12 protein-coding genes and 1 pseudogene are annotated in these 14,490 nt (G+C 72.1%); 7 read left to right on the top strand and 6 right to left on the bottom strand.

Features of this window, described 5'->3' with window-relative positions; translation table 11 throughout:
• Positions 1-165 precede the first annotated feature (165 nt).
• Both ACH4K1_RS25320 and sigJ read right to left on the bottom strand, forming a co-directional pair.
• Positions 166-294 (bottom strand): hypothetical protein, encoded by a 129-nt coding sequence (locus ACH4K1_RS25320; RefSeq protein ID WP_398091750.1) that lies wholly within the window; start codon positions 292-294, stop codon positions 166-168.
• Between the two features lie 124 nt (positions 295-418).
• Positions 419-1,393: an RNA polymerase sigma factor SigJ gene (gene sigJ / locus ACH4K1_RS25315; protein ID WP_398091749.1), complete on the bottom strand. Its 975-nt coding sequence runs from the start codon at positions 1,391-1,393 to the stop codon at positions 419-421.
• A gap of 96 nt (positions 1,394-1,489) precedes the next feature.
• Here sigJ and ACH4K1_RS25310 point away from each other — a divergent pair, with 96 nt between their 5' ends.
• Positions 1,490-1,864, top strand: a complete 375-nt coding sequence (locus tag ACH4K1_RS25310) for a hypothetical protein (protein WP_398091747.1) — start codon at positions 1,490-1,492, stop codon at positions 1,862-1,864.
• Positions 1,865-2,081: 217 nt separating this feature from the next.
• Positions 2,082-2,384, top strand: a pseudogene (locus ACH4K1_RS25305) (ABC transporter ATP-binding protein); the annotation flags it as partial.
• Between the two features lie 93 nt (positions 2,385-2,477).
• Here the strand turns inward: ACH4K1_RS25305 and ACH4K1_RS25300 are convergent.
• Entirely contained in the window at positions 2,478-4,172 is a 1,695-nt protein-coding gene (locus ACH4K1_RS25300; protein WP_398091746.1) for a carboxylesterase/lipase family protein, read from the bottom strand.
• A 363-nt stretch (positions 4,173-4,535) separates the two neighbouring features.
• Between ACH4K1_RS25300 and ACH4K1_RS25295 the strand changes: the two genes are divergently transcribed.
• The 5 genes from ACH4K1_RS25295 (at position 4,536) to ACH4K1_RS25275 (ending at position 10,385) form a co-directional block, all read left to right on the top strand.
• Positions 4,536-5,081 carry a DUF5709 domain-containing protein gene (locus ACH4K1_RS25295; RefSeq protein WP_398091744.1) on the top strand — a complete coding sequence of 182 codons (546 nt, stop codon included), beginning with the start codon at positions 4,536-4,538 and terminating at the stop codon, positions 5,079-5,081.
• Between the two features lie 82 nt (positions 5,082-5,163).
• Entirely contained in the window at positions 5,164-6,606 is a 1,443-nt protein-coding gene (gndA, locus tag ACH4K1_RS25290; protein WP_398091743.1) for an NADP-dependent phosphogluconate dehydrogenase, read from the top strand.
• A gap of 374 nt (positions 6,607-6,980) precedes the next feature.
• On the top strand, positions 6,981-8,108 hold the full coding sequence (locus tag ACH4K1_RS25285) for a Dyp-type peroxidase (protein WP_398091741.1): 1,128 nt from the start codon (positions 6,981-6,983) through the stop codon (positions 8,106-8,108).
• Positions 8,108-8,905: a family 1 encapsulin nanocompartment shell protein gene (locus ACH4K1_RS25280; protein WP_398091740.1), complete on the top strand. Its 798-nt coding sequence runs from the start codon at positions 8,108-8,110 to the stop codon at positions 8,903-8,905. The genes ACH4K1_RS25285 and ACH4K1_RS25280 overlap by 1 nt, the downstream gene beginning before the upstream one ends.
• Positions 8,906-8,996: 91 nt before the next feature.
• Positions 8,997-10,385, top strand: a complete 1,389-nt coding sequence (locus ACH4K1_RS25275) for a diaminopimelate decarboxylase (protein ID WP_398091739.1) — start codon at positions 8,997-8,999, stop codon at positions 10,383-10,385.
• 1,511 nt (positions 10,386-11,896) lie between these two features.
• Here the strand turns inward: ACH4K1_RS25275 and ACH4K1_RS25270 are convergent.
• The 3 genes from ACH4K1_RS25270 to ACH4K1_RS25260 all read right to left on the bottom strand — a co-directional run bounded on the left by ACH4K1_RS25270 (position 11,897) and on the right by ACH4K1_RS25260 (position 14,397).
• Complete coding sequence (locus ACH4K1_RS25270; RefSeq protein ID WP_398091738.1) at positions 11,897-12,250, bottom strand: GNAT family N-acetyltransferase; 354 nt, start codon at positions 12,248-12,250, stop codon at positions 11,897-11,899.
• A gap of 73 nt (positions 12,251-12,323) precedes the next feature.
• Complete coding sequence (gene panD, locus ACH4K1_RS25265; protein ID WP_398091737.1) at positions 12,324-12,749, bottom strand: aspartate 1-decarboxylase; 426 nt, start codon at positions 12,747-12,749, stop codon at positions 12,324-12,326.
• A gap of 1,000 nt (positions 12,750-13,749) precedes the next feature.
• Positions 13,750-14,397: a hypothetical protein gene (locus tag ACH4K1_RS25260; protein ID WP_398091736.1), complete on the bottom strand. Its 648-nt coding sequence runs from the start codon at positions 14,395-14,397 to the stop codon at positions 13,750-13,752.
• Between the last annotated feature and the right edge of the window lie 93 nt (positions 14,398-14,490).

The following is a 14,490-nucleotide window of genomic DNA, read 5'->3' as shown; positions in this document are numbered from 1 at the left end:
GCCACACTGCACAACCACGCCCTGGCCGCATGATCAACAAGGCCCCGGCCGACAGCTTCGCCTGCCCACTCACAGCCTTCTGCAACACGCTTTAGTCCGTACCAGGCCGTGCATCGAAAATGGATCTTGCGCGCTGCATGGTCGTGGAGATGGGGCGGGGAGATCTCACGGGTGGGCGTTGCCGGAGCCGTAGTCGTCGAGGCGTATCCACTGGACGACGGTGGTGGCACGGTGGACCTGACGACGGCCTACGCCCGGCTCCGGAGGAACTCCGAGCCCACCGGGTCCGCCCACGCCGCCGGCCTCGCCCCGGGGGCTGCGGCGGACGCCTCCGCGTCCGGATGCGGCTCGCCCTGCGGGGGACACGGGGAGCCCGAGGGACCGGTCCGCGTCGGCCGGCGGCGGCCCCGGACCGGCGTCAGCCGACCGTGCACCCGGCCCCGCCCGTCCGCGCGTCGTCGCCCCGGTCCGCCCCCGGCGGGTCTGCCTCCCGCTCGTACGCCGTCGACCACGGGCGCAGCTTCTCCGGGTTGCGGACCACCCAGATCCGGGCGACGCGCCCCTCGGCGACGTCGAACGCGGCCACGGTCACGACGGCTCCGCCGCGCAGGGCCACCAGACCCGGCAGGCCGTTGACCGTACGCTCCACCAACTCCGTCCCGGGGGCCCGATCGGTGACGGCGACCATGTACGGGGCGATGCGTCCGCCCCCTTCGATCGGGCGGAGCGCGGCTCCGGCCACCCCGCCCCCGTCTGCGGTCATCACGGCGGCCGGGTCGAGGACGTCGACGAGAGCCGCGATGTCCTTGTTCTCCCACGCCTCCTTCACGCGCCGTACCGTCTCGGTCCGCGCGTCCGCGGCCTCCGGGGGCCGGGCGGCGGGCACCCGCCGCCGGGCGGAGGCCGCGAGCTGCTTGCAGGCGGCGGGGGTCCGGCCGAGGACACCGGCGATCTCCGCGAACGGGTAGCGGAAGACGTCGTGCAGCACGAACGAGACGCGTTCGGCGGGGGTCATCGCCTCCAGGACGACGAGGAAGGCCATGGTCACCGATTCGTCCAGAACCATCCGGTCGGCGGGATCGGCGCCCGGGCCGTGGCCGTACTCGGCGGGGTCGGGCAGCGGGTCGGGCAACCACGCGCCGACATAGCGTTCGCGCCGCACCCGGGCCGAGCCGAGCACGTCCAGGCAGATGCGACCGGTCACCGTCGTCAGCCAGGCGCCGGGCGACACGATCCCGTCCCGCTTCCCGCACGGCAACGCGTACCAGCGGGTGTACGCCTCCTGCACGGCGTCCTCGGCCTCGGCGAGCGACCCGAGCAACCGGTAGGCCACGTTGATCAGTTGTCCGCGCTCCCCGGGCGGCCGCCCGGCACCCTTCTCCAACGCTCCCATGGTTTCGGCCTCCGCCTCACCTTTCGCCCGCCCGTGTCGTCAGGTGGGTGAGACCTTATCGATCGACCGCCCGCGGGCGGGAAAAGGGGGCGTGGCATGGCCACCCAGGTGACGGCACGACGGACGGCGCGGCACGGATTCTCGTTCCTGCGGATCACGATCGCCCTGCAGACGCTGACCATCTTCCTCCAGGCGGTCTCCTCGGGGCTGCTGATGACCACGTCCTACGGAGAGGCGCTGCACAGCGTCGGGGCACGTGTGATGTACGGAGCGTCGATGCTGTACGTGCTCGCGGCGGCGCTGGCCTGGAAACCGGGCGGCGGCTCGCTCCGGCCCGTCCTTCACGCGTCCGGCTTCCTGGTTCTGGCGTCGGCCCAGGTCGCGGTCGGCATCGCGCACCTGCCGGCGGTCCATCTCCCCCTGGGCGTCCTGATGTTCGGGCTGAGCGTGCTGGCCCTGGCCCGCCGCTGAGGTTCCCCGGCGACGATCGGCGGCGGAACCCGGGGCGGCGACGTGTCCGCGACACAGTCGCCGCGCCGGTAAATGCCGTCTACAGCTGCCCTCCCTGCAGAGCAGGGGCGCCCATCGGCACGAAGGAGCTGGACAAGGGGATGGACGGGAACACCGGCAGCGGTCGCGGGCGCGTCGTCGCCGCCCTCGACGGGGTGCGCATGAGCCGCCCCACCATCTGCTGCTGCTCGACGAGCCGTTCAACGCGCTCGACCTGCCCTCGCGCGAGGACCTCATCGACACCATGCGCCATCACGCCGGGTTGAGCCCGGAGTTGGCGACGGTGACCGTCACCCACCACCGGGAGGAGCTCTCCCCGGCGATCACCCATGCCCTGCTCCTGCGGGAGGGGCGCGTCCTCGCACGAGGAGTGGTCGAGGAAGTCCTCACCCGGGAGCGCATGTCCGCCTGTTTCGGCCGCTCCATCGAGGTGACGCGGCATGCGGGCCGCCGGCTGGCCCGTGCGGGCGGATGGGTGTGAGGGGCGGCACGGTACGCCTCGCTCCCGTGGCGTACCGCGCCGCCCGGCCCCCGGGGCCGCCCGGCGGACGGTGGGTTCTGGGCCGTGGAGGTGTCAGGGGGCCAGCAGGGGCAGTCCGGCCGTACGCCACAGACCGCGGAGGCCGCCCTCGGACGGCTGTTCGCCGTCTGCTCGCGCCCCTTCCGGACGCCGGGCCGCGTCCGTCCCCGTCGCCGCGTCCGTCCCCGTCGCCGGGTCCATCCCCGTCGCCGCGTCCGTTCCTTCCTCCGCCGTACGCCAGATTCGCACCGTCGCACCGCTCCCGGCGGGCCCGGCGTGTCCGGGGGGTCTGGGGGGTCCGGAGGGTCCGTCGAGGGGCGCCCAGCCCGGGTCGCCGTGCGCGGCGAACGCGGCCCAGGCGCCGGTCATCCGCCGGGCCAGCTCCTGGTCGGCCGCGCCGGGTGGGCCGCCGATCAGGAAGTGGACGCTCTCCTCCTGGAGGGTGCCGAACGCGAACGGAACGTCCGCGCAGTGCCAGGCCCGCACCCGCTGCCCGGCACCGCCCCGGCGGCGGTCGAAGCGGGCGAGGTGGGCCCGGCCGCCCGCCGAGACATGGGCTTCGGCCAAGCGGGAGCTGTATTCGGCGAACAGCAGGTCGGAGAAGAGGGAGAGGTAGACGTCGAGAACCGGGGCCTCCGGCAGGCACGCCCGGTACCCCTCCACGAGCGCGGTCGGCAGGCCGAAGTCAGCCGCGAAAACGTCCAGTTGACCCTCTTCCGCGACCTTCGCACTGCTGCCGACCGCGTCCAGCAGCCAGTACTCCTCCGTGGTGTGGCAGACCAGGAGCTCCACCCCGCCGCCCGCTCCGGCCGCCAACGCCTCCAGCGGGTCGGCGCTCAGGAGGACGCCGTCTGCCACCGGGCCGTAGATCGCCGGGTCGTAGTGGCGCTGTCCCGACGCGGGGTCCCGCCGGTACCGCGCGCAGACCCGGTCCGACGCGGCCACCAGAGACTCAGGGGAGGCGGCGAGCAGCCCGGCGCGGGTAGCGGGCACCCCCGCCTCGGCGGCGACCTCGGCGGTGGTGCGGGCCGCGTGTTCCACCGGGGCGAAGGCGTTGACGGCGCTGTGCAGGACGGCCCGCCGGAACAGGCCGCGCGCCCGGTCGGCCACCGTCAGACAGGCCACCGAAGTGGCACCCGAGGACTGTCCGGCCAGGGTGACCCGGTCGGGAGAACCGCCGAAGGCGGCGATGTTGTCACGGACCCATTCCAGGGCGGCGATCTGGTCGAGCAGCCCCCTGTTGTCGGGGAAGGGCGCGGTGGGGGGCCCGCCGCCCGGGTCGGTGTCGAGGACCGGCGTGCCGTGGTCGGCGTCGGGCACGTGGCCGAACCCCTCGAAGCCGAGGCGGCTGTTGAGGGTGACGACGACGAGCCCCAGCCCCGCCAGCACGGTGCCGTCGAAGTCGGGCTGGGCCGAGGACCCGAAGACGTACGCGCCGCCGTGGACCCACACCAGTACGGGGAGGTCCCCGGGGCCGCCGAGGGGCGCCCAGATGTTCAGTGTGAGGATGTCCTCGTCACCGGGCGACCAGGCCGGAGCTCCGGGCAGCTCGGCCGACTGCGGGGCCACGGGGCCGAAGGCGGTGCAGTCGCGTACACCGTCCCAGGGCTCCGCCGACCGCGGCCCCCGGAACCGGAGGGCGCCGAACGGCGGCGCCGCGTACGGGACACCGCGTACCACGACGATGCCGTCGTCGCGTGCCGCGCGCTCTCCTCGTACCCGGCCCGCCCGCGTCGTGAAGACGTCCACTGCTCCCGCTCCCCTGTGCCCGCCGCGACCGGTGGTCGGCGCGGCCGTCACAGGGTCGCAGGCCACCCCGCACCGGTACCACCGGATTGATCGTGAAGCGCGGGCGGGTCCTCTGACGTTCGCGAGCCCGTACGGACGTTCCCGGGGGGCCGTACCGGGCCGGGCCGTCCGACGACGCGGACAGCCGGCCCGGGAAGACTCTCCGGATGCCGGGGAACCGGTCGCGACCTGCGGACGAACCGGTCCGGGCGGCCCGCCCCGGCACCCGGGGGCCGATCTTCCTTTTGCGGCCGGAGCGGTACCGGAGTGGAATTGCGTACAGGGGACAGCGTTTCTCGGCACTCCCGGAGGAAAGGACGCGCCATGAGCGACACCGACCGGGGGGACGAGGTCTACCAGCCCCAGGAGCCCGAGGCTTCCGACCCCACCGAGCAGCTCGGAGCCGAGGACACGCTCATGGATCCGTCCGGCACCGGCGACCCGCTGGACGAGGGCTATGCGCCGCCGGACCGCCCGTGGGTGGTCGAGGGCCTGGGCACCACGGCTGCGGAGCAGAACCACGGCGACTCGTTGGAAACCCGTCTGACCAGGGAGGTCCCCGAGCCGGACGGCACCCTCGGCGACGGGGTGGGCGATCTCGTGGACGGTGACGGCGAGCCCTGGGACGACGAGGTCGGCGTCGCCCGCGCGGGACGGCTGACCCAGCAGGCGGAATGGACTGTTCCGGCCACCCTCACCGCAAGTGACGTGGGCATCGACGGAGCGGCGGCCTCGGCCGAGGAGGCCGCGATGCACGTGATCCCCGAAGCGGGGGACGACGACGCGCTGCTGGAGCCCTGGCCGCCGCCCCCGGGCGCCGCCGGGGCCGGTACCGCCGCCGTCGGTACGGTCACCCCGCCATCGTCCTGAGCGGGCCGTCCCCCGGCACGGGGCCGCGCCCTTCCCGGCCTCCGCCCTCCCCCGACGTCCTCGGACTCCCAGGAGCACCCAGATGAGCGGCACAGCCCAGATCGGCGTCACCGGACTCGCGGTCATGGGCCGCAACCTGGCCCGGAACTTCGCCCGCAACGGCTACACCGTGGCCCTGCACAACCGCACCACCTCCCGGACGGACGCCCTGGTGGAGGAGGCCGGGGGCGAGGGCGACTTCGTGGCGGCCCGCACCCCCGAGGAGTTCGTCGCCGCGCTGGAACGGCCCCGACGCCTGGTGATCATGGTGAAGGCGGGGGATCCCACCGACGCCGTGATCCAGGAGTTCGCCCCGCTGCTGGAGGAGGGCGACATCGTCATCGACGGCGGGAACGCCCACTTCGAGGACACCCGCCGCCGGGAGAGGGAGCTGCGCGAGCGCGGTCTCCACTTCGTCGGGGTAGGGATCTCCGGTGGTGAGGAAGGCGCGCTGAACGGCCCCAGCATCATGCCGGGCGGCTCGGCCGAGTCCTACGCGTCGCTCGGCCCGATGCTGGAGACCATCGCCGCACGGGCGAAGGACGGCACGCCGTGCACCACACACATCGGCCCCGACGGCGCGGGCCACTTCGTGAAGATGGTCCACAACGGCATCGAGTACGCGGACATGCAGCTCATCGCCGAGGCGTACGACCTGCTGCGCTCCGTCGCCGGGTACTCCCCCGCGCAGATCGCCGACGTCTTCCGCACCTGGAACACCGGGAGGCTGGATTCATACCTCATCGAGATCACGGCGGAGGTCCTCGCCCACACGGACGCGGTGACCGGGAAGCCGTTCGTGGACGTCGTGCGGGACCGGGCGGAGCAGAAGGGCACCGGCCGCTGGACCGTCCAGATCGCCCTCGACCTCGGAATCCCCGTCTCAGGGATCGCGGAGGCGGTGTTCGCCCGGTCGCTGTCCGGCCACACCGATCTGCGGGACGCGGCCCGCGACCTGCCCGGGCCCGCCCGGAAACCGCTCGACAAACCGGCGGCCGCGGCGTTCGCGGACCAGGTGGAGCAGGCCCTGTACGCCTCCAAGATCGTCTCGTACACGCAGGGCTTCCACCAGATCAGGGCGGGCAGCGAGGAGTACGGCTGGAACGTCGACCTCGGCTCCGTGGCGGCGGTCTGGCGGGCCGGCTGCATCATCCGGGCGGCCTTCCTGGACCGCATCCGCGCCGCCTACGCCTCCCGTCCGGACCTGGTCAGCCTGCTGTCCGACCCGGAGTTCGAGCAGGAGATCGGCGCGGCGCAGGACGGCTGGCGGGCAGTGGTGGCCGAGGCCGTGCGGCAGGGCGTGCCGACGCCGGGGTTCGCCGCGGCGCTCTCGTACTACGACGGCTTGCGCGCGGACCGGTTGCCGGCGGCGCTCACCCAGGGCCAGCGGGACTTCTTCGGGGCGCACACCTACCGGCGTACGGACCGGGAGGGTTCGTTCCACACCCTCTGGGGCGGCGACCGGTCCGAGGTCGAGACGGGCTGAGGCGGGCCGGGTGGCGGGCGGGGGCGGTGGCGAGCCGGTGGTGCTGACGGGCCGGGACGGTGGCGAGCCGGTGGTGCTGACGGGCCAGGGTGGTGGCGGGCCAGGGTGGTGGCGGGCCAGGGTGGTGGCCGGGACGGTGACCGGGCCGGCCCGCCGCCCCCTCGGCCCCGACCGGTCCACCCCGCGTGCGAGCGGCCGCCGACCGTGGCTTAGTGGCTGCGAGCCCTGTCCGCCGCCCCCGCCGCCCGTCCGCCGTTCCCGTCATCCGTCCGCTGTTCCCGCCATCCGTCCGCTGTTCCCGTCACCCGTCCGCCGCCCCCCGCCGTCCGTCCACTGTTCCTGCCGTCCGTTCACCGTCGTAGGGGAGTACGCCCATGCCCGACGCCGTCCCCGATCCCGTCTCCGTGCAGCCCGTCGTGGCGCCGGTGACCAATGCGGCGCTGTTCCTGGTCGGCACGATCGAGCCGGGCGGTGAGAAGGCGGTACGGGACGTGCTGCCGGATGTCGCGGCCGTCGCCCGGTCGCTCGGCTTCCGGTATCCGAGCGCCGGGCTCGCCTGTGTGGCGGCGTTCGGCTCCAGCGCCTGGGACCGCCTGTTCGACGGGCCCCGCCCCGCCCGTCTCCGCCCGTTCCCGGAGGTGCGGGGGCCGCGCCACCACGCCCCCGCGACCCCGGGCGACCTCCTGCTGCACATCCGGGCCGACCGGATGGACGTCTGCTTCGCGTGGGCGTCCCAGCTGCTCGACAAAGTCGGCGGGGCCGTGCGGATCGTGGACGAGACGCACGGCTTCCGCTATCTCGACCACCGTGACCTGCTCGGCTTCGTCGACGGTACGGCGAACCCGGTGGGCGACGACGCGCGGGCGGCGGCGCTCGTCGGATCGGACGACCCGGACTTCGCGGGCGGCAGCTATGTCGTCGTACAGAAGTACCTCCACGACCTGGCGGCCTGGAGCGCGCTCACCGTGGAGGAGCAGGAGCGCGTCATTGGCCGCACCAAGCTGGACGACGTGGAGTTCCCCGACGACGAGAAGCCCGCCGACTCCCATCTCGCGCTCAACACGATCACCGACCAGGACGGCGTCGAACGGGACATCCTGCGCGCGAACATGCCGTTCGGAAGCTTCGAACAGGGCGATTTCGGCACGTACTTCATCGGGTACGCCGCCGATCCCGACGTCACCGAGCAGATGCTGCGCAACATGTTCCTCGGCGACGGCGCCGGGGCGCATGATCGCATCCTCGACTTCTCCACCGCGGTCACCGGGTCGCTCTTCTTCGCCCCCCGCGCCGACTTCCTCGACTCTCCCCCGCCCCCGCCCCCCTCGGCCCCCGCCCGGGACCGGCTGGAGCCGGCACCCGCACCGGCCTGCCGGAAGACGCCGGAGCCGGGCGCCGCCGACCCCGACCCCGGCTCCGGCTCCGGCTCCGGCTCCGGCTCCGGCTCCGGCTCCGACGATGGTTCGCTGCGCATCGGCAGCCTGCACGAAAGCGCCCCGTGATGAACAATCTGCACCGCGAACTCGCACCCGTCACCCCTGCCGCCTGGGACGAGATCGAGCAGGAGGCCCGGCGCACCTTCCGCCGCCATGTCGCCGGCCGCCGTGTCGTCGACGTCTCCGGCCCGGACGGCCCGACGCTGGCCGCGGTCGGTGACGGCCATCTGCGCGGTATCGATCCGCCCGCCCCGGACGTGACGGCGCACGCCCGCACCTCGATGCCGGTCATCGAGTGGCGGGTGCCGTTCACGGTGACCCGCGCGGCCGTGGACGACGTGGAGCGCGGCTCGGCCGACAGCGACTGGCAACCCGTCAAGGACGCGGCGCGCACCTGCGCGTTCGCCGAGGACATGGCGATCATCGACGGGTACGGGGCGGCCGGGATCACCGGCCTGCGGGACGGCTCCTCGCACGATCCGCTGCCGCTGCCCGCCGACGCGCGGGACTACCCGGTGGCGGTCGGCCAGGCCGTGACCCGGCTGCGGCTGGCCGGGGTCGACGGGCCGTACCGGCTGCTTCTCGGCGCGGACGCGTTCACCGAGGCGGCCGAGACCTCGGACCACGGCTACCCGGTCAAGACGCATCTGAGCCGTCTGGTGGACGACGAGATCCTGTGGGCGCCCGCCGTCAAGGGCGGGGTGCTGCTCTCCACCCGGGGTGGGGACTTCGAACTCCGCCTGGGCCAGGACCTGTCGATCGGTTACACGGACCACGACGCCACCGGCGTCCACCTCTACTTCCAGCAGGCGTTCACCTTCAGGATGCTGACTCCTGAGGCCGTGGTCGGGCTGATCGCCTGACCGCCGCCGCACGCGACCGGTGGGGAAGCCGGGCGCCCCGCACCGTCGAGAACCCTGGCGGGAGGGAAGAGCCGTCAGGCACGCTGGCCTTATGACGCAGACGACTTCCGCACACCACGAGGACGACGCGACACCGCCCGCCCCGGCCGGCCACGCTGCTCACCGTGACTCCCGCTTCGACGCCGTCGTGCGGGCCGCCGTGGGGCAGGGGTTACTGGGCGAGGGCGGCCAGGTAGCCGGATTCATCGACACGGCGGGGGTGCGCGCCTCCGTCGAGACCCTGCACGACGCCTTCTCCGCCGCACCCGAGGTGCTGCACACCTTCGCCGCCAAGGCGTGCTCGCTCATCCCGGTGCTGCGGCTGCTCGCCGACTGCGGCATGGGGTGCGAGGTGGCGAGCCCCGGCGAACTGCGCCTCGCCCTGGACGCCGGGTTCGCCGCGTCCCGCATCGTCCTGGACTCCCCCGCCAAGACCCGCGAGGAGATCCGGCTGGCGCTCGCCCTCGGGGTGTCCGTCAACGCCGACAGCCTCGACGAGCTGCACCGCATCGACGCCCTCCGCGGCCCGGGCGCCGCCTCGGTGGTCGGGCTGCGGATCAACCCCCAGGTGGGCGGCGGCTCGATCGGGGCGATGAGCACGGCGACGAAGACCTCGAAGTTCGGGGTGGCGCTGTGCGACCCGGGAGCCCGGGAGGCGATCGTGCAGGCGTTCCGGGACCGGCCGTGGCTCACTCGGCTGCACGCCCATGTGGGCTCCCAGGGCTGCCCGCTGGAGTTGATCGCGGCCGGGGTGGCCCGGACGTACGAACTGGCCGAGGAGATCAACGCGACCCTGGGAGTCCGCCGGATCACCAGCCTGGACATCGGCGGCGGCCTCCCGGTCAACTTCGCCGACGAGACCGTACGCCCCACCTACCCGGAGTACGTGGCGGCCCTGACCGCGGCCGTCCCCGGCCTCCTCTCCGGACGCTACTCCCTGGTCACGGAGTTCGGCCGGTCCCTGCTGGCGAAGAACGGGTTCATCGGGGCCCGCGTGGAGTACGTGAAGGACGCCGGGGGCCGCCGGATCGCCCTCACCCACGCGGGCGCGCAGACGGCCACCCGTACGGTGCTGATGCCCGACGCCTGGCCGCTTCGGATCGGTGCGTTCGGCCCGGACGGCGCCCCCAAGGACGGCCCGGTGCTGGCGCAGGACGTCGCGGGGCCGTGCTGTTTCGCCGGGGACGTGGTGGCGTACGGCAGGGAGCTGCCGGAGCTGGCCGAGGACGACGTGGTGGTGCTGTACGACACGGGGGCGTACTACTTCTCCACCCCGTGGGCGTACAACAGCCTGCCCCGCCCGGCGGTGTACGGATTCCGGGCGGGGGCGGGGCAGGAGGGGGCGGTGACGTTCGCGACGGTGCGGGAGGCGCAGTCGTTGGACGCCGTCGCCGCGGAGAGCGGGCTCGCGCACGCGGACGCTCTGGTCGAGAGCCCCTGACCGAGCGGGCGGGGCGGCCCAGGGGGCGAGGCGGCTGAGCGGGCGAGGCGGGCGAGGCGGCCGAGGGGGCGGGACGCGCCGGCCCGGCCCCGCCCCGCCCGCACTGGACGCTGGTGGTTAATTCGGGGCTCGGCGTGACGACAGCGTCCAGCCCTCGTGCGGTGATGGTGCTTACAGATCACGCTGCGGCCACGCGCAGAGTACGACACCCTCCGGCAGACTCGTGTGCTCCAGCAGCCCGACGAATGGAAAGAGCGCTAAAAGAGCGCTATAAAATCCGTGCCGGCGTGAGGGCGCCCCCGCTCAAGGGGTCCAACGTGGCGGTATGCGCAGGTCCCGCTGTTGCGGCCTGACCAGGACCAGCCTCCAGCGCCAACTCACGGGCGTTGCGATCAACCTCACGCGCATCGCCGCCTGGCTCACCGGTACCGGCATGCCCGCAGGCGCGTCTCACACTTTGCGGCTCCTCAGCAGAGCGAGGGCTGAGTAGCGCTCACGGGTCGATGACCCCTTACCGCTTTGCCGATGTCGGATGGCCAATTGGGCCTGAATCGGGCAACGAAGTCGGCGAAGTCCTCGCAAAGATACTGCGGGTCAGAGGGTTTCAGCCGTATCTGCTGATGACCGCTGTGCACCCACCAGACCTCGAAATCGGTCACTGTTCCCTCAACAGGCCAGTCCTCGCTTCGACGACAAGGCAAGAGCAGGACGTCGACGAACCCGACGACGCTGAGGCCAATGTCCACGAAGACACCGATCGCCCCCCGGCCTGGGCACCCGGACGACAGTGCCTGTGAAGACCTGCCCGAAGCGCAGTTCACCTTGAACTCGCTCCCACTCTGTCTCCGTCACCACGTACGCATCCTCGCACCTCAGCACTGGCAGGGACAGGAGAGCCCGGTGCGAGCTTCACCTCACACCGGGCTCAACATCTGCATTCGCCAACAGCGTCCGCTCCGGACGGAGCGGGGCCGGGACGGGCGGGCGGGCGGAAGCCCCGGACGGGCATCGCCGCCGGGTGCTCCCCTCCGCCTGCGCCGCCTCTGCCTCTGCGCGCACGGGCGAACCGGGTCCGGGCCCGGGATGGGACCGGCCCCCGGGTCACGTCCCGGCGGGCTGCGGCTCCGGTTCCGGATCCGGTACGGGGTCCGGGCCGGGTGCCGGGGGCTGCGGGATCGGGTCCGGCGCGGGGCCGGGCGGTACGGGTGCGGGCCCCGGCGGCACCGGCGGCGGACTGGGCACCGGGGTGGGCGGGCCCGGCACGGGTGGAGGCGTCGGCGAGGGCGGTACGGGGTCGGGGTACGGGTGAGTCATCGCGATCCTCCACAGCGGGACGAATGGGACAGATGGAGCTTTCCTCCACCGTCTCCCGGTGCGACTGCCCGCGCCTGCCGAGTCCACACCCGGGCGGGACGACCGTCGTCCATACGGACGTGCGCGGGGCCGCCGGAGCGGGTGAGACACCCCCCGCTCTCCCCCGGAGCCGTCCGAACCGGGGGCCGCCCCGCCGGTCAGAGCAGCTCGGGGTGGTTCCCGAGCTGCCGCTTCGCCTCCTGGACGAGCTCGGTCGACACCTCGGACGCCTCTTCGGGGTGGCGCTGCGCCCACTTCGCCGCGTACGGACACAGGGGCACGACGGGAACCCCCTCACGGTCGGCCATGGCGTAGAACTCGCGCACGAGCCTCCCCGCGATGCCCTTGCCCTCGTGGTCGGGAGGGACGACGGTGTGCACGGCCACCAGTGCGCCGGGGGCCGGGTCCAGGACGAAGTACGCGATGGTCCCGACCGGCTCGCTCCCCTCGTACGCCACGAGGCTGCCCCGCTCCCGGTCGTCCCTGATCTCCACGTCCGCCTTCTCCGCCATGACTCCTGCTCTCTGCCGGCTTCGGGGGCCCTCCGGGCCGGGGCCCCCATGGTCACCTCTGCACGCGGGGGCCTCAGCCGCCCGGGACGACGGCCTGCGGACTCCGCTCCGTGCCGGAGCCGGGGACGGGGGCCGAGGCGTCCGCGCCGAGCGCCACGATCCGGTTGTCCGCGTCCACGTGCACGACACGCGGCACCAGCGCACGGGCCTCCGCGTCGTCGACCTGTGCGTAGCTGATCAGGATGACCAGGTCACCGGGGTGCACGAGGTGTGCGGCGGCGCCATTGATCCCGATGACACCGGAGCCGCGCTCGCCCTCGATCACGTACGTCTCCAAGCGGGCGCCGTTGTCGATGTCGACGATATGGACCAGCTCGCCGGGCAGCAGGTCGGCGGCCTCCATCAGAGCGACGTCGACCGTCACGGACCCCACGTAGTGCAGGTCGGCCTGGGTGACGGTGGCCCGGTGGATCTTGGACTTGAACATGGTGCGCATCATCGAGGTACTCCCGGACGTAGGCTCCCTGCCTGCGTTTTTGCAGGTCAAGGGCTGTTTCCACACCTTACAACGAGTCGCATGCTCGGACAGCGTTCCCCAGGTTTTTCAGGACTCATGCTGACCACTTGCCGACTTTCCTGACACAGCATCAGCTGGCCGAGGGATGGTTTCACCCGCTCTCGCGACCCCACCGCGACGACTGCCCAAGCGTACGCGGCACTCTGCGAACGGCGTCCATGATCACCGTCGCCCTGGCGGCCTGGACGGCGGTCGGGAGCGGGGGCCAGTCGATCGGAAGCCGACCCGCGCAGCGCCATGGGTCAGCGGGCCCACCCCCTCTTTCTTTCTGAAGAAGGAAGGAGGCCCTCTGATGCAACGACGAATGCAGGAAGCGGAGCGGCAACCAGCAGAGGATCGCCGGTTACGCAAACCGGCGATTCTCAGGACCCTGACTATTGCTCGTCCGTCGACTCTTGGCGGCGGCACAGGGCGGGTGCCAAAGACGTTTGGAATTCGGCCGGCACGGAGCGCGAGCCAACCGCGATCAGGCTCAGGCCAGCCTCAAGGAGCTATCTTGCCCATGGAACCGCAGTCGCACTCCGACGAGACCCGCCCCGACAGCATCTCATCGAGCAGGCGCCGTAGCGTCGCGCCTGTCCTCATGGACACGTTTGAGGTCGCTGCGATGCTCAATATGTCCACGAGCTAAGTCTATAGAGAAGCATCGAAACCAGGCTTGAAGGGCTACAACCTCGGCCGAGGCAGGAATGCCAAGGTCCTGCACAAAAGGGCCGAGATTTCCACATGGCTGGAGCAGCAGAAAATCCACTGAGCTTGTCTTTTAACCTGGGGCATTCACGTGACAGCTACGGTTCCTCGCCCGACTCAGGCCCGGTGCCAGGGCAGTGAGCCTTTTCCAACCTCACACTGACGCGTGATGAAGGACCAGAACGGCCTGGACGATCGTGGTGATGCGGTTGGTGCTGCAGGCAAGAGGCCGTCAGTCAAGCGTATTGTGCCGTGCTGCGTACTCCCGGGCCCAGGCGACGAACTCGTCCGCAAGCGGGTAGTCGGTCTCCACCGCCTGGAGCAGGTGTTCCAGGGCCACCGGTGACACCCGGTCCACGTTGAGGAGGGCGGCTGCCCAACCGGGCGGATGGTGATGTCGCAGGCGACCGGAGCGCTGCCGCATCTCGGCCGCCAGGACATCACGGTCCAGGAATCGCCTCATGGCCGGAAACGTGTGCTCACGCAGCACTGCGGCCAACTGCTCGGCACACTCTTCCGGTTCGACGCCGGCTCCGTACGTCCACAAACCGTCCAGCGAGCTGTCATCCGGGGTATCGAAGGCCACACCCGCAGGTGGCTTCACTTCCCACCTGAGCATCCCGGAACCCGAGCTGGGAAGGTGGTCCTTGGCCTGCTCCCAGTGCTGGCGCTGAGTCCAGGCACGTTCCGTCAGCGGAACGACGGACACCCGGACGAAGAAGCTCTGGAGCTTCGGATCCATCGGGTGTGCCCGCAATTCGAGCACCGCGCAGTCGCCGCGTTCCCCCAGCATCCGGAGCACGCCGCCCTCCGGGACAAGCCCGGCTTTTTTGGCGACGGGCACAACATAACGCCGGCGCCAAGCGCTCTGCGAGATCATCGCTCTCCTTCACTTCGGCCACCATGCCGCCAGTTCGAATATCTCCACGGTGACGCCCGCAGCAAGCCGCCTCCAAACTGCCTCTGATGTCCG

The organism is Streptomyces sp. NPDC017448 (assembly GCF_044330565.1).
Taxonomy (GTDB): domain Bacteria; phylum Actinomycetota; class Actinomycetes; order Streptomycetales; family Streptomycetaceae; genus Streptomyces.
This window is presented reverse-complemented; position numbering and strand designations above follow the sequence as displayed.